Origin of the sequence: Bradyrhizobium sp. G127 (assembly GCF_021502575.1) — a bacterium.
In the GTDB taxonomy this organism is placed as follows: Bacteria; Pseudomonadota; Alphaproteobacteria; order Rhizobiales; family Xanthobacteraceae; genus Afipia.
In genome coordinates, this window is record NZ_JAKFGN010000003.1 from 230,115 (window position 1) to 254,105 (window position 23,991).

Sequence of the window (23,991 nt, forward strand, 5' to 3'; positions counted from 1 at the left end):
GCAAAGAGCGCCCGCTATGAAAGCGGTCAAGGCGGTCATTCTCGCGTTCCTGCTGTGCTTCGCGTCCGCCGGTTGGGCGGACGTCGCGGTGCCGCCGCTGACCGGCCGCGTCGTCGATCTGACGGCGACGCTGTCATCCGATCAGGCTGCCACTCTCGAACAGAAGCTGAAGGATTTCGAGGATCGCAAGGGCAGCCAGTTGGCGGTGCTGATCGTGCCGACGACGCAGCCGGAAACCATCGAGCAGTATTCGCTGCGCGTGGTCGAGCAATGGAAGCTCGGACGCAAGAAGGTGGACGACGGCGCGCTGCTGATTGTCGCCAAGAATGACCGCAAACTGCGTATCGAGGTGGGCTACGGCCTGGAAGGCGCGCTGACCGATGCGACGTCGAAGCGCATCATCGACGAGATCATCACGCCGAAGTTCCGCAGCGGCGATTTCGCCGGCGGCATTTCCGACGGCGTCGACCGCATCCTGAAAGTCATCGACGGCGAGCCGTTACCCGCGCCGAAGCCCGAGGGCGAACTGCCCGACCTCAGCGCGATCGGCGAATATTTTCCGTTCCTGTTCATCGGCACGCTGTTCGCTGGCGGAATTTTCCGCGCGATCTTCGGGCGGCTGCTCGGCGCGCTGATCGCCGGCGGCGGCATCGGCATCGTGATGTGGCTTCTGATCGGCACATTGCCACTCGCGGCCATCGCCGCCCTGATCGTGTTCGTGCTTACATTGATCGGCGACGCGCTGGTGTCCTCCGGAGGCGGCGGCCGCTCCAGCGGCGGCTTCAGTTCGGGCAGCTCAAGCAGTTCGGGTGGCGGGTTCGGCGGAGGCGGCGGCAGCTTCGGCGGCGGCGGCGCCTCGGGCAACTGGTAGCGGCAGGTATCTGACAATCATGGGTATCAAGCGCATCGGAAAGCATCTTCTTCTCAATCGTTGGCGGGTCCGGCGCGCGTTTCCGCGCCAGGCGCTGGCCAATATCGAGAAGGCCATCAAGACAAGCGAGGCAAGCCATGCCGGCCAGATCCGCTTCGCGGTGGAAGGTGCGCTCGACGGCAGACCGCTCTTCAAGGATCAGCCGGCGCGCGACCGCGCTATCGATGTGTTTTCAGAGCTGCGGCTCTGGGACACGGTGGATCGCAACGGCATCCTGATCTATCTTCTGATCGCGGACCGCGATGTGGAGATTGTCGCCGACCGCGGCATCAGTGAGAAGGTGGTGCAGACGGACTGGGAAAAAATCTGCCGCATCATGGAGGCGGAATTCCGCGCCGGAAATTACGAGGGCGGTGTGCTGAAAGGCATCGCCGCCGCCACGCAGTTGCTGGCGAAGCATTTCCCGGCGGCGGGGAAGCATCCGAACGAACTTCCGGACGAGCCGGTGGTACTATAGATTGATATGTCATGCGCGGGGCATAGCCGTTCGAAGAACGGAGTCGCTTGCGCTCGCCTATGACCAGCGCATCGGTCGCTCTTCATCCAATTTTTGGAAGAAGATGGATTGCCGGGTCAAGCCCGGCAATGACCATCCGTAAAGGTTGCGCACCGCACTCCTACTCCCCTGTCATCAGCCCGACATTGCCGCCCGCAGCGGCCGTATTGATCGTCACCGTCTGTTCGGTGGCGAGGCGCGGCAGATAATACGGCCCACCGGCTTTCGGGCCTGTCCCTGAAAGCCCATGTCCGCCGAACGGCTGCACCCCGACCACGGCGCCGATCATGTTGCGGTTGACATAGACATTGCCGACGCTGAGCCGGTCAACTGCCGCTTCAACCGTATCGTCGATGCGCGAATGAATCCCGAGCGTCAGGCCATAGCCGCTGGCCGCGATGGATTGCAGCACGCGCTCGAGATCCGCCGCCTTGTAGCGCACCACATGCAGGATCGGACCGAAAACTTCTTCCGTCAGTTCCTCAGCGCCTTTGAGTTCGAAGACATGCGGCGCGACGAAGTTGCCGGGAGGCGCTTCACCCGCAAAATGCACGCGCGCGCTGTGGATCATCCGCACGATATGGGCATCGAGCCGTGCTTTCGCCTCGGTATCGATCACCGGGCCGATATTGGTCGCCGGATCGCGCGGATCACCCAGCTGAAGTTCACGTGCTGCGCCCGCGATCATCTCGATCATCCGGTCGGCGACATCCTCCTGCACGAATAACAGGCGCAGCGCCGAGCAGCGCTGGCCTGCGGAGCGGAACGCCGAGGTTACGACGTCATCGGCGACCTGCTCGGGCAGGGCGGTTGCATCGACGATCATGGCGTTGATGCCGCCGGTTTCCGCGATCAGCGGCACGATCGGACCATCCTTTGCCGCCAGCGTGCGATTGATGGAGCGCGCCACGTCGGTCGAGCCGGTAAACACCACGCCGGAGATATGCGTGTCTGCCACCAGCGCCGCGCCGATTGTGCCGTCGCCCTGGACGAGATGCAGTGCCGAATCCGGAATGCCCGCCTCATGCAGCAGGGCTACGGCTTCCGCCGCGATGCGTGGCGTCTGTTCGGCGGGCTTGGCGACAACGGCGTTGCCGGCCATCAGGCACGCGGCGACCTGTCCCGCAAAAATCGCCAGCGGAAAATTCCACGGCGAGATTGCGATCATCACGCCGCGTCCGCGCAGCCGCAGCGTGTTGCTCTCCCCGGTCGGGCCGGGCAGCGGCACGCCATCGCCGAACAGCTTGCGTCCTTCCATCGCGTAGTAGCGGCAGAAGTCGATGGCCTCGCGGACCTCCGAGACGGCGTCGTCGATGGTCTTGCCGCCTTCGTCCTGCAACAGTGCGGCGAAGCGCGGCATCCGTTGCTGAAATAGATCTGCGGCGCGTTCGAGCGCCGTGGCGCGTATTTGCGCCGGCGTCCGGCTCCAGAACGCGAATCCCGTGCGGGCGAGGCCGATGGCAATGGCGGCCTCCGCCTCGGTCACGTTCTTGACGTCGCCGGACGGCTCGATCGCGCTCGCGACCGATTGCAGCAACCCGTCGAGCGCCGCGCGATCACCGAATTCGATGCCGCGTGAGTTCACGCGCGGCAGATAGAGGTCGCGCGGCAGCGGCAGGTTTGCGGGGCGCGCCTGATCGGGCGTTGCGATGATCTGCTCCGGGCGCCGGAGCAATGAAGCGACGGGGATGCTGTCGTCCGCCGCTTGCGCCACGAAGGAGGAGTTCGCGCCGTTCTCCAAAAGCCGCCGCACCAGATAGGCCAGCAGATCGCGGTGATTGCCGACCGGCGCGTAGGTGCGCAGTGACAGTGCCGGCTTGTCGGCGTGAAGCTGCGCGTAAAGGGCATCACCCATGCCGTGTAGCCGCTGAAACTCGAAGCTGTCGTCGTCGCCCGCGAGCTCGGCAATGGTCGCTACCGAAAGCGCATTATGCGTTGCAAACTGGGGAAAGATGTGCGGGCGCAAGTTCAGCAGCTTCTGCGCAGTGGCGATATAGTTCAGGTCAGTCATCGCTTTGCGGGTAAAAACGGGATAATCGTCGAGGCCGCGCTCCTGCGCGCGCTTGATCTCGGTGTCCCAATAGGCGCCTTTGACCAGACGGACGACCATGCGGCGGCCGGTGCGCTGCGCGAGATCATAAACATGATCGATCACGGCTTCGGCGCGCTTTTGATAGGCTTGGATTGCCAGCCCGAAGCCGTCCCAGCCGTCGAGCGATGAATCCGAAAACATCGCGCCGATCACATCCAGCGACATTTCGAGCCGGTCGGCTTCCTCGGCATCGATTGTGAAGTTCAGGTCGCAGGCTTTGGCCTGCTGGGCGAGCGTGAGCACGCGCGGCGCCAGTTCGGCCGTCACCCGCGCGCGGCTGAGCGGCTCATAGCGCGGATGCAGCGCGGAGAGTTTGACGGAAATCCCCGGCCGGTCCGGGAACGGGATGGTTCCGGCGTTCGCGCCGATCTCTGCGATGGCGGAGGCGTAGGAGTCGAAATAGCGCGTAGCATCGTCCGCCGTCCGTGCGCCTTCGCCGAGCATGTCGAACGAATAGCGGTTGTGATGATGGTGGCCGTCGTAATCGGCCGCGCGGGCGAGCGCCGCGTCGATGGTCTCGCCCAGTACGAAGTGATTGCCCATCAGCCGCATCGCCTGCCGGGTTGCGGCGCGGACGGCGGGCAGACCGATGCGTTTCGCGATCTGGCCGATCGTGCCGTGCGGGGTTTCGCCGGGCTGGATGATCCGCGCCGACAGGCCGAGCGCCCATGCCGACGCGTTGACCAGAACCGCATGGGATCTGGTCTGGTGACGGGCGAAATCGCCCTGACCGAGTTTGTCCTCGATGAAGCGATCGGCGGTGGCGGCATCCGGAACGCGAAGCAGCGCCTCCGCCATCACCATCAGGGCGAGGCCTTCTCTTGTGGAAAGCGCGAATTCGCGCAGCATGTCCTCGACCCCGCCGAAGCCGCTATCCTCGGCGCGGACGGCATCGATCAGCCGCGTGGCGGTGACCTCGATGCGGGCGTTCTGTTCGGCGGTGAGGGGCGGAAAGGACAATAGCCGCGCGGCGATCTCGCCATCGTCTGGCGCGTAGGGCGCTGCAAACAGCGGAACGCTGACATCCGGCCGGGCCATGACGCCATGGTACACGCAAATTGCGATGCGGGAAGCGACACGGTTCCGGGATTGACGGCGCATTCACACGAATGTGGGCGAAGGCCGCCATCGCACTGTTGATCTCGCGGAAAATCCGCCATAGTCCTGCGGTCCGAGGTCTCAAGAAATCACGTTGTTCCGCGTCATGTCCCGCATTTTTCTGATTGCCGCATTCCTGGCCAGTCTTGCACTCGGCGCGCCTGCGTCCGCCATGCAACTCAGCCCCGAGCAGAACGAACTCTACACATCGGTATCGATCAATCCGCCATCGCCGAACGGAATGACGGTCTGCTACGGCTTCGTCTGTCGCCGCCGGGCGGAATTGACCTTTACCGCCGCGGATCAGAAGCAACTGTCGCAGCTCATGGCCGCCGGCAAGGCCTCGGCGATTGCCGAGCGTGCGGCGGTTCAGAAGGCGGTGGTCTGGTTCGACAAGCGGATGGGGCCGGTGATCGGCACGACAACGCGAGTTGCGCGGGCGGACATCCGCAATCGCGCCGATGCCAGCAACTATGATTGCTGGGACGCGACACGCAACGTGTCGAGCTTCCTGCTGGTGCTGCAGGAATGGGGCTTGCTGAAGCATCACACGGTGGGCAATCCGCGTTATCGCGGCAACATTCTGGCCATGCAGTTGCCGCACAACACGGCGGTGCTCACGGAAAAGGCAAGCCGCGTGGACTGGGTCGTCGATATGTGGACCACGCGCTACGCGCAGCCGCCCGATGTCATGCTCGTGGAGCAGTGGCTGAAGGAGGAGTGAGCGTCGCCGCTCACGCCTGCGCCGGGGTCTTCTTCACCTTCGCCCAGTAGCGGTCGCGCAGATGCCGCTTCACCAGCTTGCCGGTGGGCGTGCGCGGCAGCTCCGCTTCAAAGTCGACGCTCTTCGGGCATTTGATCGGCGACAGGTGCTTGCGGCAAAACAGAACCAGTTCGGCTTCCAGTTCCTTGCCGGCGCGCGCCATGTCGTGCGGCTGCACCACGGCCTTGACCTCTTCGCCCATTTCCTCATTCGGCACGCCGAACACCGCGACATCCGCCACGGCGGGGTGGGTGATCAGCACGTCCTCGGTTTCCTGCGGGTAGATGTTCACGCCGCCGGAAATGATCATGTAGGCCTTGCGGTCGGTGAGATAGAGAAAGCCCTCGCTGTCGAGATAACCGACGTCGCCCAGCGTCGACCAGCCCTGCGCGTTGTAGGCGCGCTTCGTCTTTTCATCATCGTTGTGATAGGCGAACTGCGGGCCGCCTGCGAAATACACCGTGCCGGTCTCGCCCACGGGCAGTTCGTTGCCGTCGTCGTCGAGGATCTTGAGCGATCCTACCACGGCGCGGCCGACGGTGCCGCGATGCGCGAGCCAGTCCTTCGAGGTCGAGACCGTGACGCCGTTGCCTTCCGATCCGGCGTAGTACTCGATCAGAATCGGCCCCCACCAGTCGATCATCTTCGCCTTGACATCGGCAGGGCAGGGCGCCGCGGCATGCACCGCGCCCTTCAGCGAGGATACGTCATATTTCTTGCGCACGTCGTCCGGCAGCTTGAGCATCCGCACGAACATGGTCGGCACGAGTTGCGATTGCGTCACCTTATGCTTCTCGACCAGCCGCAGGAATTCCTCGGCGTCGAAGTGTTCCATGATGATCGATGTGCCGCCAAGCGCCGCGCACATCATGTTGAAGCGCAGCGGAGCTGCATGATAGAGCGGCGCAGGCGAGAGATAGACGCTGTCCCCCGTCATGCCGCACATTGTCGAGCAAAGCAGTTTCAGCAGCGGATTGGGCACCAGGATCGACGGCTCCGTCAGCGGGCGTTTGATGCCTTTTGGCCTTCCCGTCGTGCCTGACGAATACAGCATGTCGTAACCGGCGGATTCGTCCGCGATCGGTGTCGCGGGCTGCGCGACGATGGCCTCGTCCCACGATTTGAATTGTCCCTGCGCGGGACCGGTGATGTAGAACACCGGCTCGCCCGGTGCGCCGGTGATCAATGGGGCGACAGCCTCCACGCACTTCGGTGTCGTGATCACAACGCGCGCGCCACAATCCTTGACGATGTAGGCGATCTCGTCGGCGGTGAGGTAGCGGCTGATCGCCGTGTAGTAGAGTCCGCTGCGCTGCGCCGCCCAGCAGATTTCCAGGAAGACCGGCGTGTTCTCCATCAATAGCGCAATGTGGTCGCCTTTCTGCAGGCCAAGGGAGCGGAACAGTTGCGCACCCTGGTTGGAGCGGCGGTCGAGATCGCGATAGGTGACGGCTTCGCCGCTTCCCGCCATCTGATAGGCGATCTTGTCGGGCGTCGTCTGCGCGTGAATGGACGGATGAGACATAAGGCTCCCTCGGCGTTTCCCGATGCATCGGCGGCTTTTGCCGCTCGTTGATTGGTTTTGAAGTGTCGATGTGACGGCCTGTGAACAGCCGTCAGAAAAAAAGGGCGGGTGTTGAACCCGCCCTTCACAAGAGACCGTTACAGCCGCTCGACGATGGTGACGTTGGCCATGCCGCCGCCTTCACACATGGTCTGAAGGCCATAGCGCTTGTTGCGCTGCTTCAGCGCGTTGACCAGCGTGGTCATCAGTTTGGTGCCGGAGCCGCCGAGCGGATGGCCGAGCGCGATCGCGCCGCCATTGACGTTGAGCCGCGCCGGGTCCGCGCCGGTATCCTTCAGCCAAGCGGTCGGCACCGAGGCGAAGGCTTCGTTGACCTCGAACAGGTCGATGTCGTCGATCTTCATGCCAGCCTTCTTGAGCGCGCGATGGGTTGCGGGCAGCGGCGCTTCCAGCATGATGACCGGATCGCCGCCGATCATGGTCATGTGGTGGATGCGCGCCAGCGGCGCGATGCCGAGTGCCTTGAGGCCCTTCTCGTTCACCACCATGACGCCGGAGGCGCCGTCGCAGATCTGGCTGGCGCTGGCGGCAGTGAGCTTGCCGCCTTCCGCAATCGTCTTGACGCCGCGGATGCCTTCGATGGTGGCGTCGAAGCGGATGCCTTCGTCGATGCTGTGGATGTCGCTGGAGCCGTCATCGCGTGTGAACTTCAGCGGAACAATCTCGTCCTTGAAAGCGCCGGCCTGCGTCGCCGCGATGGCCTTCTGGTGGCTCTGGTAGGAGTACTGGTCGAGATCGTCTTTCGAAAGACCGTATTTTTCCGCCATCATTTCCGCGCCGGTGAACTGGCTGAACTGGATGTTCGGATATTTCCGCTGGATGTTCGGGCTCATGTAGGTGCCGAAGCCGTTCTTGGCGGCCAGCGAGGCCGGAAGTCCCATCGGCACGCGGGTCATGCCTTCGACGCCCGCCGCGATCACGATGTCCATCGTGCCGGCCATCACCGCCTGCGCCGCAAAGTGCAGCGCCTGTTGCGACGAGCCGCACTGGCGGTCGACCGAGGTGCCGGGCACGCTTTCGGGAAGTTTCGAAGCCATCACGGCGTTGCGCGCCACGTTGTTCGACTGTTCGCCGGCCTGCATGACACAGCCCATGATCACGTCTTCGACCTGGGCGGGATCGACGCCGGTGCGGTCCACCAAAGAGTCCAGCACGGATGCGGCGAGATCGACCGGATGCCAGCCTGCGAGGCGGCCTCCCTTGCGTCCCCCTGCGGTGCGGGCGGTGGCGACGATATAGGCTTCGGCCATGGTGGTGCTCCCTGTTTGATTGTTATGTGTTGCGGCCGATTAAAATGGCCCGGCGAGATTTAGTCAATCGCTCAATTAACTCTTGAGCCGGGAGCCATCATCGGCTTAGCTGTCTACTCCCTATAATGAGAGATGCATGTCATCGCCCCTGACCCAAAAAGCGCCGCGGCCCTCCGCGCCGTCGAAGCAGGCTCCTGAAAAGGAGGCCGCGCCGATGAATGCGACGGCTGCCAAGCTGCTGGTGGCCGCGGGCGATCTGATGATCGAGCGCAACACCACCGAGGTGTCGCTGAGCGAGATCGCGCAGAAGTCCGGCGTCAATGCGGCGCTGGTGAAATACCATTTCGGCAACAAGGATGGTCTGCTGCTGGCGCTGCTGGCGCGCGACGCCGCCGCGGAAATGGCGAACCTCGCCTTCGTGCTCGATATGCCGATCTCGCCGACGGAGAAGATGCGTCGGCACATCGCCGGCATCATCAACGCCTATTATCGCGTGCCGTATCTGAACCGGCTGATTCACCTGCTGCTGCATCAGGGCAGCGAGGCGACTTCGAAAGAAGTCCACCGCTTCTTCATCAATCCGCTGTTCGATTTTCTGCGCCGGCTGCTCGAAGAAGGCATCGCGGCGGGCGAGTTCCGCAAGGTCGATCCGGCGCTGTTCTACATCAGCCTCAACGGCGCGTGCGATCACCTGTTCTACGGTCGCCAGATGAATGCGCGTTTTATCGGATCGCGCGGCATCACCGACGAGGTGCGGCGTCAATATATCAGCCACATGACGAAGCTGATCCTGGGGGGATTGCTGACCGACAAGGCTGGCATGCCCTCCGATCTTCAGGAAAAGCCCGCCGGCAAAGCATGAGACTGGCATGATCGTGACGCCGAAAGGTTGTCCGGACGGGCATGCTCAATGAAACAAGCAGTGAGTTTGACATCAGCGAAGCTGAGCGGACTCGGAAACCAAAACAAAAAGACGTTGAGTTCGGGAGAGGCGTATGAAGGAGCAATCGGCGGCAACGGGGCCACTGCGCGGCGTGCGCGTGATCGAATTTGCTGGCATCGGACCGGGGCCGTTCGCCTCGATGTTGCTGTCCGACATGGGCGCCGACGTGGTGTCGATCGCGCGGCCCGGGCAGGGCAAGCGCGATGTGCGGGATTTCGTCAATCGCGGACGGCGGGTCATCGAGCTGGATCTGAAAAGCGCGGCCCATATCGAGCAGGCGCTGGATCTGATCGCCGCCGCTGACGTACTGATCGAGGGTTTCCGTCCGCAGGTGATGGAGCGTCTCGGCCTCGGGCCGGACGTGGTGCTCAAGCGCAATCCGCGTCTGGTCTATGGCCGAATGACGGGCTGGGGCCAGACCGGGCCGCTGTCGCAGGCAGCCGGTCACGACATCAATTATATCGCGATCACCGGCGCGCTGGACTCGTTCCGCTCCGGCAGCGGCGAGACCGTTTCGCCACTCAATCTGGTCGGCGACTATGGCGGCGGCGCGCTCTATCTCGTCGTCGGCGTGCTGGCTGCCGTGATCGAGGCGCGCGCCTCGGGCAAGGGGCAGGTTGTGGACGCCGCGATGTGTGACGGCGTCTCCAGCATGTTGACCATGTTCCACAGCCTGCGCGCCACGGGCCGCTGGACCGAACAGCCGCGCACCAACTTGCTCGACGGCGGCGCGCCGTTCTATCGCACCTACGAGTGCAAGGACGGCGGCTTCATGGCCATCGGCGCGCTGGAGCCGCAGTTCTATGCGGAGCTGCGCCAGCTCGCCGGTCTCGACGAGGAATGTTACGACGCGCAGATGAATCGCGCCGAGTGGCCGAAGGTGCAGGAAAAGATGGCCGCGCTGTTCAAGACCAAAACGCGCGACGAATGGGCCAGGATTCTCGAAGGTTCCGATGCCTGTGCCGCGGCGGTCCTGGGATTGTTCGATGCGCCGAAGCATCCGCATCTTGCCGCGCGGCAGACCTTCGTCACCGCCGACGGCTATGTGCAGCCTGCGCCGGCGCCGCGCTTCTCGCGCACGCCATCCGCGATTCAGGGATCGCCTGCCGTCCCGCCGGTCGATGCCGCCGATATTCTTGCGCAGTGGTCGGAGACAACCGCCGCGCAGACCGTCTAGAAAACGTCTCGTAGAAACCTTCAACGCAACTCAGGCAGGAAACAGATTATGCAGCTCCAGGATATTTCGGTACTCGTGACGGGCGGCGGCTCGGGCCTCGGCGCAGCGACGGCGCGCGCCATGGCGGCGAAGGGCGCGAAGGTCGCCGTCATCGACATGAACAAGGACGGCGCGGAAGCCGTCGCCAAGGAAATCAAGGGCCTCGCACTCACCGGCGACGTGTCGGAAGAAGCGCCGGTCAAGGAAGCCATCGCGAAAGCCGAAGCGGCGCACGGCCCGATCCGCGTGCTGGTGAACTGCGCCGGCATCGGCGGCGCGGTGAAGACCGTGAGCAAGAACGGGGCCTATCCGCTCGATCACTTCTCGCGCATCATCAAGGTCAATCTGATCGGCTCGTTCAACTGCATTCGTCTGGTTGCCGAGCGCATGCAGTCCGCGCCGACCATCGGCGAGGAACGCGGCGTGTTCATCAACACCGCGAGCGTCGCGGCGTTCGACGGTCAGATCGGCCAGGCGGCGTATTCCGCGTCGAAGGGTGGCATCGTCGGCATGACGCTGCCGGTGGCGCGCGATCTGGCCTCGCTCAACATCCGCGTCATGACCATCGCGCCCGGCCTGTTCCTGACGCCGTTGCTGATGGGCCTGTCGGAAGAGGCCCGCAAGAGCCTGGGCGCGCAGGTGCCGCATCCGGCGCGTCTCGGCGATCCCGGCGAATACGCCGCGCTCGCGGTGCATATCGTCGAGAACCCGATGCTCAACGGCGAGACCATTCGTCTCGACGGCGCGATCCGTATGGCGCCGCGGTAACACACGGTTGTCGCCCTTCGAGGCCGTCGCTGTGCGGCGGCGCCTCAGGGTGACGGGCACACGATATGCGTCATCCTGAGGTGCGAGCTGCGCTTGCGGCGAGCCTCGAAGGATGACGCAAGCTCTGCCGGTGAGGGGCGCATCACAAGAATGCCCCCGCCGCTCTCCCGGGAGGAAGTTTGCGATGAGCGCGAGTTCTGGTTTCTGTCTGGCGGAGAAGAGCGCGGAGGCCGCGCTCTCGAAGCCGCCGTTCCGCAAGATCGAATGGCTTGCGCGCGACATCGCCGTCGAGCGCCGTCCCGACGGCGTGATCGTTCTCAAGTCGAAAATCCCGCTCGATCCATTCGAGCCGCACATTCCGGCGTCACTGGCGAAGTGGGCGAAGCTGCGCCCCGATCACATCTGGCTGGCGCAGCGCAAGGGACCAGAACGGCAATGGCGCAAGTTATCCTATGGCGAGGCCAAGCGTACCGTCGACGCGCTGACGCAGGCGCTGCTCGACATGAAGCTGCCGGAAAGCAGGCCGCTCGCGATCCTCAGCGGCAACACCATCGAACATGCGCTGATAACGCAGGCCGCGATGCAGGCGCGAATTCCGGCCGCGCCCGTCTCACCTGCCTATTCGCTGATGAGCCAGGATCACGCCAAGCTGAAATACCTGTTCGACCTCATCAAGCCTGCCGTGGTGATGGTGCAGGACGGCGTTGTCTTCGAGAAGGCGCTGGCCGCGCTCGATCTGCGCGGCATCACGGTGGTCCACGTCGACCGCGCGCCCGCCAATGTCAAAAGCGTGTCTTACGCAGATCTCGCCGCGACTTCGGTGACGCCCGCAGTCGAAGCGTCGATTGCGAAGATCACGCCGGATACCGTCGGCAAGTTCCTGTTCACCTCGGGTTCGACCGGCATGCCGAAGGCCGTCATCAATACCCATAAGATGATGTGCGCCAACGCCCGCATGATGATGCAGGTGCGGCCGCGCCCGCCGGGCGATTCCGAAGGCATCTATCTCGACTGGATGCCGTGGAATCACACCATGGGCGGCAACGCGCTGTTCAATCCGGTGCTGACCGAAGGTGCCACGCTCTATATCGACGACGGCCGTCCGCTGCCAGGCATGATCGATGAGACGCTGCGCAACCTGCGCGAGATTTCTCCGACCTATTACGCCAACGTGCCCGCCGGCTATGCCGCGCTGGCGGCGGCGATGGAGAAGGACGACGCGCTGTGTCGCAACTTTTTCCGGAACCTCGGTTTGATTGCTTATGGCGGCGCACGGCTGCCGGATGATCTGTACGAGCGCGTGCAGGCGCTGGCGATGCGAGCGACCGGCGAGCGCATTGTGTTCTACACCGGCTGGGGTTCGACCGAGACCGCGCCGACGTCCACCGGCACCTATTGGGACACCGAGCGCGTCGGGCTGATCGGCCTGCCGTTTCCGGGCGTCGAACTGAAAATGGTGCCTGCCGGACCGCAATACGAATTGCGCCTGCGTGGCGTCAACGTCACGCCGGGCTATTACGGCCAGCCCGAACTGACCCAGAAGGCGTTCGACGAGGAAGGCTTTTATTGCATCGGCGATGCCGGCGTGTTTGTCGATCCCGAGGATCCCGCGAAGGGTCTGATCTTCTCCGGCCGCGTGGTCGAGGACTTCAAGCTCACCACCGGCACGTTTGTGCTGGTCGGCTCGCTGCGCACCGATGCGATTGCGGCGGCGTCGCCGGTCGTTCAGGATGCGCTGGTCGCGGGCCAGGATCGTCCCTGCATCGGGCTTTTGGCGTGGCCGAATCTCGACGCCTGCCGCCGCCTGATTGGCGACATGGATGCGACTATGAAAACGGTCGTTAATCATCCCAAGGTGCGCATGCATCTGCGCGATGGCCTGATGACCCACAACAAGGCCTGTGGCGGCGCGAGCAGCATGAGGATCGCGCGCGCCATGCTGATGGCCGAGCCGCCATCCATCGACGGCAACGAACTCACCGACAAGGGTTACATCAACCAGCGCGCGGGTCTGGAGCGCCGCGCGGCGCTGGTCGAACAGCTTTATGCAGATCAACCGGGGCCGGATGTCATCGTCCTCTCATAGTTTCCTCTTCACAATGCGAGTCCCAAACCCATGAATTTCGAATTCTCCGACGACCAGAAGCAGTTGCGCGATCAGGCGCGGCGCTACCTCGCCGAACATTCCCCGTCGAAGGCGGTGCGCTCGGTGCTGGAAGGCAAGGCGCCCTATGACAAGGCGCTGTGGAAGGGCCTCGCCGAGATGGGCTTTCTCGGTGTGGCAATCCCGGAGGAATTCGGCGGCGCAGGTGCGGGCCATCTTGAACTGTGCGTGATTGCCGAGGAAATCGGCCGCGTGCTCGCGCCGGTGCCGTTTGCATCGACCATCTATCTTGCAACCGAAGCCATCATGCTCGCAGGCAGCGATGAGCAGAAGGCCAAGTGGCTGCCAAAGATCGCGTCGGGCGAAGCCATCGGCACGCTGGCGCTGTTCGAGGGCGCGGGCAATCCGTCACCCAAGGGGATCAACGTGTCGGTCTCACAGGGCGCTGTCTCCGGCACCAAGAAGCCGGTGCCGGATGGAGCCATTGCGGATTTCGCCATTGTCGTGGCGCGCACCGGCTCGACCGGCCGCGAGACCGATATTGGCTTGTTCATTGTCGATCTCAACGGCGCGGGCGTGACGCGCAAATCGCTGGCGAATATCGATCAGGCGCACGGTCAGGCCGAAATCACGTTCGATAAAGCCAAAGCCGAACCACTCGGCGCGGCCAACGAAGGCTGGAGCATCCTCACCCGCGTGCTCGACCGCGCCGCCGTTCTGATGGCGTTCGAGCAGGTCGGCGGCGCGGACCGCGCGCTGGAGATGGGGCGCGACTACGCGCTCGACCGCATCGCCTTCGGCCGTCAGATCGGATCGTTCCAGGCGGTGAAGCATCTGCTCGCCGACATGTATGTCTCGGCGACGCTGGCGCGCTCGAACTGCTATTATGGCGCGTGGGCGCTCTCCACCGACGCGGCCGAGTTGCCGGAAGCAGCAGCCGGCGCGCGCATCAGCGCGACCCAGGCGTTCCAGCATTGCGCCAAGAACAACAACCAGGTGCACGGCGGCATGGGCTTCACCTGGGAATTCGACTGCCACTTGTACTACCGGCGCGCGAACGCGCTCGCGCTGGCGCTCGGAAGCCTGTCGTACTGGGAAAACCAGTTGATCGACCGCATGCGCCTGCGCAACGCGGGGTGAGATTTATGACGTCATTCCGGGGCGCTCGTCTTCGAGCGAACCCGGAATCCAGTTGGGATGAGATTCCGGATCGATCCGCGAAGTGCGGATCGTCCGGAATGACGAAAAATGAAGGATCGCTCTCATGAATTTCGATGACACCCCGCAGGAAGCTGCATTTCGCGCCGAAGCCCGTGCCTGGATTCAGGCCAACGCGCCGCGACATCTTGAGCCCGAATTGTCCGAGCCGTCGGTCGGACGCATCAAGCTGCGAAGCGGCGACATCCTGACCGAATCGAAGAAGTGGCAGAAGAAGAAGGCCGAGGCCGGCTGGGCCTGCCTGCACTGGCCGAAGGAATATGGCGGTCGCGGCGCATCGCCGATCGAGCGCGTGATCTGGCAGCAGGAGGAAGGCGTCTTCATCAAGCTGGAAAGCGTGTTCCTGATCGGGCAGGGCATGTGCGGCCCGACCATGATGGCCTATGCCGGCGAGGACGATAAAAAGAAGTATCTGCCGAAGCTCGCTTCCGGGGAAAACATCTGGTGCCAGTTGTTCTCCGAACCTGCGGCGGGTTCCGACGTCGCGGGTCTGCGCACCCGCGCCGAGAGGAAGGGCGACGACTGGATCATCAACGGCCAGAAGGTCTGGACCACCGGCGCGCATTTCTCGGATTACGGCATCGTCATCACACGCACCGATCCGGCCCAGCCCAAGCACAAGGGCCTGACCATGTTCTTCCTGGACATGAAAAGTCCGGGCGTGGTGGTGAAGCCGATCAAGCAGGCCAACGGCCAGGCCGAGTTCAACGAGGTGTACTTCACCGACGTGAAAATTCCGGACTCGCAGCGGCTCGGCAAGGTGAACGACGGCTGGAATGTCTCGCTCACCACGCTGATGAACGAGCGCATGTCGATCGGCGCGCGTATCGTGACCGGCGTGCCGGAGATGTTCGACTTTTGCAGCAAGCTGATGCTGGAGGATGGTCTGGCCATCGATGACAAGAACGTCCGCTCCAAGCTCGCAAGCTGGGCGGTGAAGGCCAGCGGCCTGAAATACACCAGCTACCGCTCGATCTCGGCGCTGTCGCGCGGCGAGCGTCCGGGACCGGAGAACTCCATCGGCAAGCTGGTGTCCGGTTCGATGCTTCAGGACATCGCGATGTTCGCGCTCGATCTTCAGGGCGCGGCGGGCGTGCTCAACGATGCGGATGCCGTCGCGGGAGCCGGACAGTTCCAGTCGATGCTGCTGCGCTCTCCCGCAACGCGCGTCGAGGGCGGCACCGACGAAATCCTGCGCAACATCATCGCCGAGCGCGTGTTGGGATTGCCGGGTGATATTCGTGTCGACAAGGATGTGCCGTTTAATGCCATTCCGACCAAGGGGCGCTAGATAATGTCTGCAACAAACGACAGTCGCGACATCGAGGTTGTGGAGAAGCTATTGGGCGCGCGCTATTCCTGCCGCGCGTTCAAGCCTGAACCCGTCGCCCGTCCGGTCATCGAGCGGGTGTTGAGCGCCGCGCAGAAAACCGCGTCCTGGTGCAACAGCCAGCCGTGGCAGGTCATCATCGTCAGCGGCGATGCGACGCGCGCCTTTGGTGATGCGTTGTACAAGAACGCGAGCGAGGGCAAACACGCTTCGGATTTTCCGTTTCCGCGCGAATACACGGGCGTCTATCTCGATCGCCGCCGCGAGAGCGGTTTCCAGCTTTACAACGCACTCGGCATCCCGCGCGGCGACAAGGCGGGTTATCAAAAGCAGATGCTGGAAAACTACCGCTTCTTCGGCGCGCCCCATGTGGCGATCATCACCACCGCCGAAGCGCTCGGCGTTTATGGCGCGGTGGACTGCGGTGGCTATGTCGGCAATTTCATGCTGGCGGCGCAGGCGCTTGGCATTGCGACCGTTCCGCAGGCGGCGCTGGCGGGGCAATCCGATGTGGTGCGCAAGCATCTCGGTCTTGCCGACGATCGTCGCGTGGTCTGCGGCATTTCGTTCGGATACGCGGACGAGGCGCATCTCGCCAACAGCTATCGCACCAACCGCGCGACGATCCCCGAGACGGTGACGTTTATCGGATAGCATGTGATGGATAAGGACGAAGGCGTTTAGGAACGCGCTTGCCTGTATCTCATTCGCCGCAGTCCTCATCCTGAGGAGCGCGCTCTTGCGCGCGTCTCGAAGGATGAGATGAGGTGAAGAAATCGAGCATGCGCCTCATGGTTCGAGACGGCGCTGAAGAAGCGCCTCCTCACCATGAGGCTTCAGCTAGCCTCGGTGGCGTGGGATCACGCCTGATTTGGATCGCGAATCACGCAGCGAATCGCGGATGGAACCGGCGTTGTCATTTCTCTACATAATGTGAACGCGCGGGCGAAGCCCGGCGCGTGGTTAACTCTGCGTTAGGAAATTGCATTGCATCCTTCCCATCAAGCGCGATCGGCAAAGGTGAATTCAGTTTTGACGGATCGTGCTTCGGGAGATTTGCAATGTGGTCCAGCCGCGAAGCCTTTGAGAACGACGTTTGCCCGGTGGGCGACGAGATGCTCGGAAGCCTGTATCGCGCCAGCGAACATGGCCTTCCCCAACTGGTTGAATCGGTGTCATCCGACGTCAGAGCGATGTTGGCGCTGTTCTGCTACAAGCGCGCCCATCTGCACTCGATGAGTCTGGCGATCGCCGCCACCTGCACGGAGCGCGATCTGGTGGAACAGGGCGGTATCGTCGGATCCACCTTGTTCGCGATGTCTCGGCAGGCGCCGTCATCGATGCCTGCGGCGTCGTCCTATGGCAGCCGCCGCAACATCACGCTGTCGACCAAGCCGCTCAGCACGTTCGCTCCCGTGGCGGACGAACTGGACGACGACTTCGCGGCCATGCCGGCATGAGCCAGCGCCGCCGCACAGGCGGCGGCTTTTGCATCAGGCGTTTGAGCTTGAAATCCGCTCAGCTTTGATGCGGCCCACGCATCATTTTCAAGGCATCTTCCACGTGCCGCCAGTCCCGGGCCAGTTCCATCTTGCCCTCGGCTTCGCACTCGGTCGCTTTTTGCGCGGCCTGGGCGATGGCCTGCGGCCCATGGGTTTCCATCAATTGCCGGGCGTAGGTGTGGATCTCGGTTTCCTGCATCGCGTCATGCTCCCTTGTTCGGAGTTTGGAGCATTGACGCCCGACCGGGCCGTTTCGTTCCCGGATTAATGGTCTCCGGCGGCGAAACTCGCGGGCAGTGCCCCAAGGCCAAACCGCCGCCGCGCCATCAGGCATTCCGGATCGCCGGGCATGCAGGTGCGGCAGACGTCCGGGCGGATCTCATAGATTCCGCACGCCGTTGAAATCCCGATCTTCCCCGTCAGCGCCGTGCAGCGGTCACCGTCGCAGCGCATGCCGGACAGCCGGTCGTTGACGAATTTCGCGGGGATCAGGTCGAGCGCAGCGTCTTCCTCGATGGTGAAGCGCGGCCAGTTGCTCGAATAGGAGCAACAGGCACCGCAGCTCTGGCAGGGGCTCTCGGTCATCTTCCCTGTAAAGCACGCCCCGGTCAGTTGGGCGAGAGCCGCTGCTTCAACTGCGCCACCTCCGCCTCGAGTTCCGTGATACGCGTGTCGCGGGCGGCAATGGCCTCCGCGACGTCGGCGGCGTCGAACTTCAGCGGAATATGCTGCGGACAGTTGGTGTCCCATGCGGTGATCCTGAACAGGATCGCCTGTTCCGGCTTGGCCTTGTAATCCTTCGGCATCAGCGACGCCGTCAGTGTCGGATCGTCCTCGACCACGCGCGCCTCGCCCCAGATCTTCACCCGCCTACGGTTCACGTAATCGATCAGAAAAATATAGGCCTTCGGGTTCTCAGTGAGATTGCCCTGCGTGATGTACTGCCGGTTGCCGCGAAAGTCCGCGAAGGCCAGCGTCGATTTGTCGAGGATTTTGATGAAGCCAGCCGGACCGCCGCGATGCTGGATATAGGGCTGGCCATTGGCAGTTGCGGTCGCGAGAAAAAAGCTGGTCTGCTCGCCGATGAAGGCCGCAAGCGCCTCGTCGATTTCGGTGCGCCAGCCGCCGCCTTCTTCCATATGGGCATAGCCGCCGCGCGAGCCCTTGCGGGCCTGGATCGCCTTCACGGCGGGGGTGAAGGCGACGTCGCTGGAATAGTTCTGGGTATTCGTCATGGCGGACCTCGTGATCGGCCGTTTGGATGAACCCAAGCTAGTGAGCGGACTATTCCGCAGCAATCGCCATCATTGACACTTGATCGTTGCAGGATATGAAATAATCCCATGGACCGTCTCGATGCCATGCGCGCCTTTGTTTCCGTCGCGGACCTTGAGGGGTTCGCGCCCGCCGCCCGCAAGCTGGGTCTTTCGGCGTCGGCAGTGACGCGCCTGGTCGCAAGCCTCGAAGACCATCTCGGGGCGCGGCTGCTCCAGCGCACCACGCGCTCGGTGACGCTGACCGATGTCGGCGCGCGCTATCTGGAGCGCGCGCGGCGGATTCTCGGCGATGTCGAGGAGGCCGAAGGCTCGGTGCGGGCCGAGCGCACCCAACCGTCAGGCAAGCTGGTGGTTTCCGCGCCTCTGATGTTCGGACGGCTGCATGTCGGCCCGATCATGTCGGCCTATCTCAAAAAATATCCGGACGTCAGCGCGGAATTCAGACTGTCGGACCGCATGGTCAACCTGGTGGACGAAGGCGTCGATCTCGCCGTGCGCATCGGGCACCTGGCGGATTCCAGTGTGGTCGCGCGCACGGTGGGCGACATGCGTCGTGTGGTGGTGGCCGCGCCGCGTTATCTAAAGGCGCGCGGCACGCCGTTGAAGCCGTCGGATCTCTCCGGGCATGACGTGGTTCAGTTTACGGGCATGTCCTCGCTGTCCGAGTGGCGCTTCACGGAGGGCGGCCGGGACATCCGCATCCCGTATACGTCGCGCTTTGCCACCAACAGCACCGATGCCGCGGTTCTGTACGCGGAGCAGGGCGGTGGTCTGATCAGCGTGCTGGCCTATCAAGCCGCGGATGCAATCAAAGCAAAGCGGCTGAAGATCGTGCTGGCGGATTACGAACCGCCGCCCATGCCGATCCATCTGGTCTATCCGACCTCGCGCCTGCTGTCGGCGAAGGTGCGGGCATTCGTCGATCTGGTGGTCGCGCAGGCGGACTGGCGGTTCGGGACGAGGTGAGAGACGGCTGCGCGCGTTGTCCTCATGGTGAGGAGGCGCTCTTGCGTCGTCTCGAACCATGAGGCTCACCTCATCCTTCGAGACGCGATCCTCCGGATCGCTCCTCAGGATGAGGTAAGCCGGGAGATTAACTCTTCTTCCTTAGTGCCTTGAAGGTTGCATTGGCGCGCGCGCATGGTTCGCCGTCGGCGGTGACGAAACATTGCGCGAAATAGAGCGAGCCGCCGGGTTTGACGAAACTGGTTTCGACCTGCAGCCATTGTCCGACTGTCGCCGAGCCAAGGAAATCCACCGAGAGATGCACGGTGACGAGTCCCGCCGTATCCGTCGCCTTGAGGCCGCAACTGAGCCCCATGGCGTTGTCGGCCAGCGTGGTAATCAGTCCGCCGTGGGCCAGTCCGCGCGAATTGGTGTGCGGTTTCGCCAGGCGCAGTCCGAGGATGAAGGCATCCGGCGTCTTTTTGGCGTAGATCGGCTCCCACGGCTCCGTCATCGGGCTACGCCGCAGATGCGGCTCGAAGCCCCCGGGAATATCTGTCACTGTCATTTGCTTTGCCATGTGTCGCGCGAGAAGATCATATGATCTTCATCATAAATCAGACCCGTCGCGCAATCATGCGAAATCAAGTTTGAAACATCGCGATGCGGGATGTTTGAAACAGCGGCGTCATTCTCTCTTCATCTCTGACCACAAAGCGGGGAGAGGGAGCCGATTGCGCGCGCCTCACGTCAATACGGTAGCCCGACGTAGTTCTCCGACAGCGACATTTGCGCGGCGTCGGACTCAATCAGGTAGTTCAGCTCCGCGATCTGGATGCGCGAACTGAACGCGTCGGTGCCGGGAAAGCGGTGCATCATCGATGTCATCCACCACGAGAAGCGTTCGGCCTTCCAGACCCGGCCGAGCGCGCGGCGCGAGTAATCGTCGATCCCGGCGGAAGATTTCTCCAAGAAGAATTCGCGCAGCGCCTGCGACAGGTAATGCACGTCGCTGGCAGCAAGGTTGAGGCCCTTGGCGCCGGTCGGCGGCACGATGTGCGCGGCGTCGCCCGCCAGGAACAGCCGGCCGAACCGCATCGGCTCGGCGACGAAGCTCCGCAGCGGCGCGATGCTCTTTTCGATCGACGGGCCGGTGACCAGATGATCCGCCGCCTCCGGATCGAGGCGGCGCTTCAATTCGTCCCAGAACGTGTCGTCGGACCAGTTATCGACATGGTCGTCGAGCGGACATTGCAGATAGTAACGACTGCGCGTGTTCGAACGCATCGAGCACAGCGCGAAGCCGCGCTCGTGATTGTTGTAGATCAGTTCGGGGGAGACCGGCGGCGTCTCCGACAAAAGGCCGAGCCATCCGAACGGATAAACACGTTCGAACGCCGTGATTGCATCCTTGACGCTCTGGCGGCTGACGCCGTGGAAGCCGTCGCAGCCCGCAATCACATCGCAGGCGATCTCATGACTGACGCCATCCTTGGCATAGCGTACGCGCGGCCGTTCTCCGTCGAAGTCGTGAAGGCTGACATCGCCGGCGTCGTAGATCGTCGCGAGACCGGCCTTGTCGCGCGCGTCCATCAGATCGCGGGTCACTTCGGTCTGACCGTAGATCGTGACCGTCTTGCCGGTGGCCTTGGTCATATCGATACGGTGGCATGCGCCGCCGAAGGCCAGCTCGATGCCATGATGGATCAGGCCTTCATGGTGCAATCGCGTGGCGACGCCCGCCTCCTCCAGCAAGCCCACCGTGCCCTGTTCGAGAACGCCGGCGCGGATGCGGCCCAGCACGTAGTCCCGATCCTTGCGCTCAAGGATGATATTGTCGATGCCGTAGCGATAAAGCAGTTGCCCGAGCAGCAAACCCGCGGGGCCCGCGCCGATGATGGCGACCTGTGTCCGCAACGTCAGTCACTCCCGCCTTGCGGCATCGCTTCCGGCTCGCGAACAAGTTTCGCGGGTCGGAGTTTGGTTATACCAGACAACCATGTACGAAAGGCCGTCGAACATGAACCGGGCGGCGGCCGCGACAGCGGCTGGCAGAACGGTCCGGCTCAACGCCTCGCTGCTTTAACTGTCATACCAATGGCAGAGGCTGCAGGCATTGCAAATGGCCGATAATTTCTATCTGAATGGCTGAAAATCCGGACGCGATGGTGCACCGCAAATAAAGCATGCGTCGCCGCGTTTGCCATTGTCGAACGAAACTTGAAATTGAAGATTTGGGAGGACTTGATGACAAAGCTTACCTGGACCGCCGTGGTATTGGCGGCTTCCGTCGCGTTGCCGGTTGCCGTGACTTTGGCGGCCGCGCAGGACATCACCATCGGCGTCAGCGTCAGCACCACCGGCCCCGCAGCCGCGCTCGGCGTGCCCGAGAAAAATGCGCTGGAGTTCGTTCCGTCGGAGATCGGCGGCGCCAAGATCAAGACTATCGTGCTTGACGACGCGGGCGATCCGACCAACGCCACCACCAATGCGCGCCGCTTCGTGACCGAATCGAACGCCGACATCATCATCGGCTCGTCGACCACGCCGCCGTCGATTGCGATTTCGACTGTCGCCAACGAAGTCGGCGTACCGCAGTTCAGCCTCGCGCCGCTGCCGATCACGCCGGCCCGCGAGAAGTGGACCACGGTCATGCCGCAGCCGGTGCCGATCATGGGCAAGGTACTCTACGAGCACATGAAGAAGAACAACGTGAAGACCGTTGGCTATATCGGCTTCTCGGATTCCTACGGCGATCTGTGGCTCAACGACCTCAAGACTCAGACCGGCGCCATGGGCGGCATCACCGTCGTGGCTGAGGAACGCTACGCGCGCCCCGATACGTCGGTGGCGGGTCAGGTGCTGAAGCTGGTCGCGGCCAATCCCGACGCCATCCTGATCGGCGCGTCGGGCACCGGTGCGGCGCTGCCGCAGTCGGCGTTGCGCGATCGCGGCTACAAGGGCGCGATCTACCAGACCCACGGTGCTGCGGCGATGGACTTCATCCGCATCGCCGGTCCGTCGGCGGAAGGCGTTATCATGGCGGCCGGCCCGGTGATGGCGCCGGAAGGCCAGGACGACAGCGCGCTGACCAAGAAGCCCGGTCTCGCCCTGAACAGCGCCTATGAAGCCAAGTACGGCGCCAACACCCGCAGCCAGTTCGCGGGCCACATGTACGATGCCTTCGAGGTGCTCAAGCGCGTCGTGCCGGTGGCGTTGAAGACGGCGAAGCCGGGCACTCCGGAATTCCGCGAGGCCATCCGCCAGGCTCTGCTCACGGAAAAGGAAATCCCGGCCAGCCAGGGCGTCTACAACTTCACCGAAAAGAATCGTTTCGGCACCGACGAACGCTCCCGCATCCTGCTCACTGTGAAGAACGGCAAGTATGAAGTTGTGAAGTAAGTTCGTCTGAACTGATCGGCGTAATGCCCGGCCTTGCGCCGGGCATTTTCGTTTGTGGCGTGCATCGATCGCTATGTGGCAAGCCCGACCACCTCGATGCCGTCGGACTTGCCGCGAATCTCGCGGACGCCGAGATCTTGTAGCGTGACCGGCGGCGCGGTCTTGAACTGATCGATCGCGGCGCGCGAAGCGAGAAAGCCGCCTTCGACATTGCGACTGAGTTCTTCAAGCCGGGCAGCTGTATTCATCACGTCGCCGTTAAACACGATGGCCCGCTTGATGTCGCCTATCTCGCCGACGATGACGGGTCCAAAATGCAGGCTGCCGCGAATCCGCGGCACGACGCCGAATTCCTTCTCGAATCGGCCGTGGAGCTGCTGCAGGACCGCACGCATCGCCAGGAAACAACGCAGCGGCCGGCAATCCACGGAGCCGGAGGACTCCGGCCATGTGACGATGATTTCGTCCCCGACATAGTTGAGAACCTCGCCCCGGTAGTCGATGACGGGCCCGGTCAAGGTGCGGAAGGTCTTGTCCAGAAAGCGATGAATGCCGAGGCCACCCAGCCGCTCGGCCAGCGTTGTCGATCCCGCGATATCGACGAATAGCACGAATCGGTTTTCCTCTGCCGGTGTGTGATAGCGCCCGGTCGCAAGATTGAGGAAGGTGCGCGGGCCAATGATGTTGGTGATCGAGAAGAGCAGGTTCAGCGCGACTGAAAATACCGCTGAGAAAATAATGGCAGTCCAGACATTCTGATTTGAATCGGGCGTCTGGCCTGCGATCAGGACCCCGAGATCGAAATACAGTACTGGAATAATCACCGCCGCATAGAACGCACTGCGGACCGCAAGGCTTGCACTGAACGGCAGGCTTCCCAGCCAGTCGCGTAGCGGGCTCGAGGATGCAAAGACTTCAAAGGTGCCTATCGCGCCACTGATCAGAAGGCCGTAGATGGCGCCGATCACGAACTGCTGCGCGGAAACACCGACATGCATGGCGAAGGCCCCGCCGCCAAGCATCCCGATTCCGAGGAACGCCACGAAAAACCGTAAATTTCGCTCAGATCGC

22 protein-coding genes are annotated in these 23,991 nt (G+C 63.1%); 13 read left to right on the forward strand and 9 right to left on the reverse strand.

Translation table 11 applies throughout. From position 1 onward, the window contains the following. Positions 1-16 precede the first annotated feature (16 nt). Positions 17-871 carry a TPM domain-containing protein gene (locus LVY71_RS20670; RefSeq protein WP_235101802.1) on the forward strand — a complete coding sequence of 285 codons (855 nt, stop codon included), beginning with the start codon at positions 17-19 and terminating at the stop codon, positions 869-871. A 19-nt stretch (positions 872-890) separates the two neighbouring features. Further along, the gene (locus tag LVY71_RS20675) at positions 891-1,388 is read left to right on the forward strand and encodes a TPM domain-containing protein (protein WP_235101803.1); all 498 of its coding nucleotides are present in this window, start codon (positions 891-893) and stop codon (positions 1,386-1,388) included. Positions 1,389-1,548: 160 nt separating this feature from the next. Here LVY71_RS20675 and putA read toward each other — a convergent pair whose 3' ends face one another. Then, positions 1,549-4,557 (reverse strand): bifunctional proline dehydrogenase/L-glutamate gamma-semialdehyde dehydrogenase PutA, encoded by a 3,009-nt coding sequence (putA, locus tag LVY71_RS20680; protein WP_235101805.1) that lies wholly within the window; start codon positions 4,555-4,557, stop codon positions 1,549-1,551. A 166-nt stretch (positions 4,558-4,723) separates the two neighbouring features. On the opposite strand from putA, the gene LVY71_RS20685 reads away from it, so the two are divergent. Beyond that, positions 4,724-5,341 (forward strand): hypothetical protein, encoded by a 618-nt coding sequence (locus LVY71_RS20685; RefSeq protein WP_235101807.1) that lies wholly within the window; start codon positions 4,724-4,726, stop codon positions 5,339-5,341. Between the two features lie 10 nt (positions 5,342-5,351). On the opposite strand, the gene LVY71_RS20690 is transcribed toward LVY71_RS20685, so the two are convergent. Continuing rightward, a complete protein-coding gene (locus tag LVY71_RS20690) occupies positions 5,352-6,905 on the reverse strand; it encodes an acyl-CoA synthetase (protein WP_235101809.1) in 1,554 nt (517 codons plus the stop codon). A gap of 137 nt (positions 6,906-7,042) precedes the next feature. Beyond that, positions 7,043-8,215: an acetyl-CoA C-acetyltransferase gene (locus tag LVY71_RS20695; protein ID WP_235101810.1), complete on the reverse strand. Its 1,173-nt coding sequence runs from the start codon at positions 8,213-8,215 to the stop codon at positions 7,043-7,045. A gap of 136 nt (positions 8,216-8,351) precedes the next feature. Here LVY71_RS20695 and LVY71_RS20700 point away from each other — a divergent pair, with 136 nt between their 5' ends. From LVY71_RS20700 to LVY71_RS20735, 8 genes are all read left to right on the forward strand, one after another. After that, the gene (locus LVY71_RS20700) at positions 8,352-9,077 is read left to right on the forward strand and encodes a TetR family transcriptional regulator (protein ID WP_235101811.1); all 726 of its coding nucleotides are present in this window, start codon (positions 8,352-8,354) and stop codon (positions 9,075-9,077) included. A 133-nt stretch (positions 9,078-9,210) separates the two neighbouring features. Beyond that, on the forward strand, positions 9,211-10,335 hold the full coding sequence (locus tag LVY71_RS20705) for a CaiB/BaiF CoA transferase family protein (protein WP_235101812.1): 1,125 nt from the start codon (positions 9,211-9,213) through the stop codon (positions 10,333-10,335). Between the two features lie 48 nt (positions 10,336-10,383). Continuing rightward, positions 10,384-11,142, forward strand: coding sequence for an SDR family NAD(P)-dependent oxidoreductase (locus LVY71_RS20710; protein WP_235101813.1), 759 nt, complete (start codon positions 10,384-10,386; stop codon positions 11,140-11,142). 184 nt (positions 11,143-11,326) lie between these two features. After that, positions 11,327-13,228 carry an AMP-binding protein gene (locus LVY71_RS20715; RefSeq protein WP_235101814.1) on the forward strand — a complete coding sequence of 634 codons (1,902 nt, stop codon included), beginning with the start codon at positions 11,327-11,329 and terminating at the stop codon, positions 13,226-13,228. Positions 13,229-13,258: 30 nt separating this feature from the next. Then, positions 13,259-14,386 carry an acyl-CoA dehydrogenase family protein gene (locus LVY71_RS20720; protein ID WP_235101815.1) on the forward strand — a complete coding sequence of 376 codons (1,128 nt, stop codon included), beginning with the start codon at positions 13,259-13,261 and terminating at the stop codon, positions 14,384-14,386. A gap of 124 nt (positions 14,387-14,510) precedes the next feature. Further along, positions 14,511-15,755 (forward strand): acyl-CoA dehydrogenase, encoded by a 1,245-nt coding sequence (locus tag LVY71_RS20725; protein ID WP_235101817.1) that lies wholly within the window; start codon positions 14,511-14,513, stop codon positions 15,753-15,755. 3 nt (positions 15,756-15,758) lie between these two features. Then, a complete protein-coding gene (locus tag LVY71_RS20730) occupies positions 15,759-16,448 on the forward strand; it encodes a nitroreductase (protein ID WP_235101818.1) in 690 nt (229 codons plus the stop codon). Between the two features lie 407 nt (positions 16,449-16,855). Beyond that, complete coding sequence (locus LVY71_RS20735) at positions 16,856-17,254, forward strand: hypothetical protein (RefSeq protein ID WP_235101819.1); 399 nt, start codon at positions 16,856-16,858, stop codon at positions 17,252-17,254. Positions 17,255-17,312: 58 nt separating this feature from the next. Here the strand turns inward: LVY71_RS20735 and LVY71_RS20740 are convergent, their stop codons facing one another. From LVY71_RS20740 to LVY71_RS20750, 3 genes are all read right to left on the reverse strand, one after another. Then, complete coding sequence (locus LVY71_RS20740; RefSeq protein ID WP_235101820.1) at positions 17,313-17,495, reverse strand: hypothetical protein; 183 nt, start codon at positions 17,493-17,495, stop codon at positions 17,313-17,315. A 65-nt stretch (positions 17,496-17,560) separates the two neighbouring features. Next, positions 17,561-17,881 carry a YkgJ family cysteine cluster protein gene (locus LVY71_RS20745; RefSeq protein WP_235101821.1) on the reverse strand — a complete coding sequence of 107 codons (321 nt, stop codon included), beginning with the start codon at positions 17,879-17,881 and terminating at the stop codon, positions 17,561-17,563. 23 nt (positions 17,882-17,904) lie between these two features. Continuing rightward, positions 17,905-18,531: a pyridoxamine 5'-phosphate oxidase family protein gene (locus LVY71_RS20750; protein ID WP_235101822.1), complete on the reverse strand. Its 627-nt coding sequence runs from the start codon at positions 18,529-18,531 to the stop codon at positions 17,905-17,907. 108 nt (positions 18,532-18,639) lie between these two features. Here LVY71_RS20750 and LVY71_RS20755 point away from each other — a divergent pair, with 108 nt between their 5' ends. After that, on the forward strand, positions 18,640-19,539 hold the full coding sequence (locus LVY71_RS20755) for a LysR family transcriptional regulator (protein WP_235101823.1): 900 nt from the start codon (positions 18,640-18,642) through the stop codon (positions 19,537-19,539). A 127-nt stretch (positions 19,540-19,666) separates the two neighbouring features. Here LVY71_RS20755 and LVY71_RS20760 read toward each other — a convergent pair whose 3' ends face one another. Beyond that, positions 19,667-20,086 (reverse strand): PaaI family thioesterase, encoded by a 420-nt coding sequence (locus LVY71_RS20760; RefSeq protein WP_235101825.1) that lies wholly within the window; start codon positions 20,084-20,086, stop codon positions 19,667-19,669. Positions 20,087-20,268: 182 nt separating this feature from the next. Next, the gene (pobA, locus tag LVY71_RS20765) at positions 20,269-21,435 is read right to left on the reverse strand and encodes a 4-hydroxybenzoate 3-monooxygenase (protein ID WP_235101827.1); all 1,167 of its coding nucleotides are present in this window, start codon (positions 21,433-21,435) and stop codon (positions 20,269-20,271) included. A 330-nt stretch (positions 21,436-21,765) separates the two neighbouring features. Here pobA and LVY71_RS20770 point away from each other — a divergent pair, with 330 nt between their 5' ends. Next, positions 21,766-22,920 carry an ABC transporter substrate-binding protein gene (locus LVY71_RS20770; RefSeq protein ID WP_235101830.1) on the forward strand — a complete coding sequence of 385 codons (1,155 nt, stop codon included), beginning with the start codon at positions 21,766-21,768 and terminating at the stop codon, positions 22,918-22,920. 71 nt (positions 22,921-22,991) lie between these two features. On the opposite strand, the gene LVY71_RS20775 is transcribed toward LVY71_RS20770, so the two are convergent. Next, positions 22,992-23,963, reverse strand: coding sequence for an adenylate/guanylate cyclase domain-containing protein (locus LVY71_RS20775; RefSeq protein ID WP_235101832.1), 972 nt, complete (start codon positions 23,961-23,963; stop codon positions 22,992-22,994). Between the last annotated feature and the right edge of the window lie 28 nt (positions 23,964-23,991).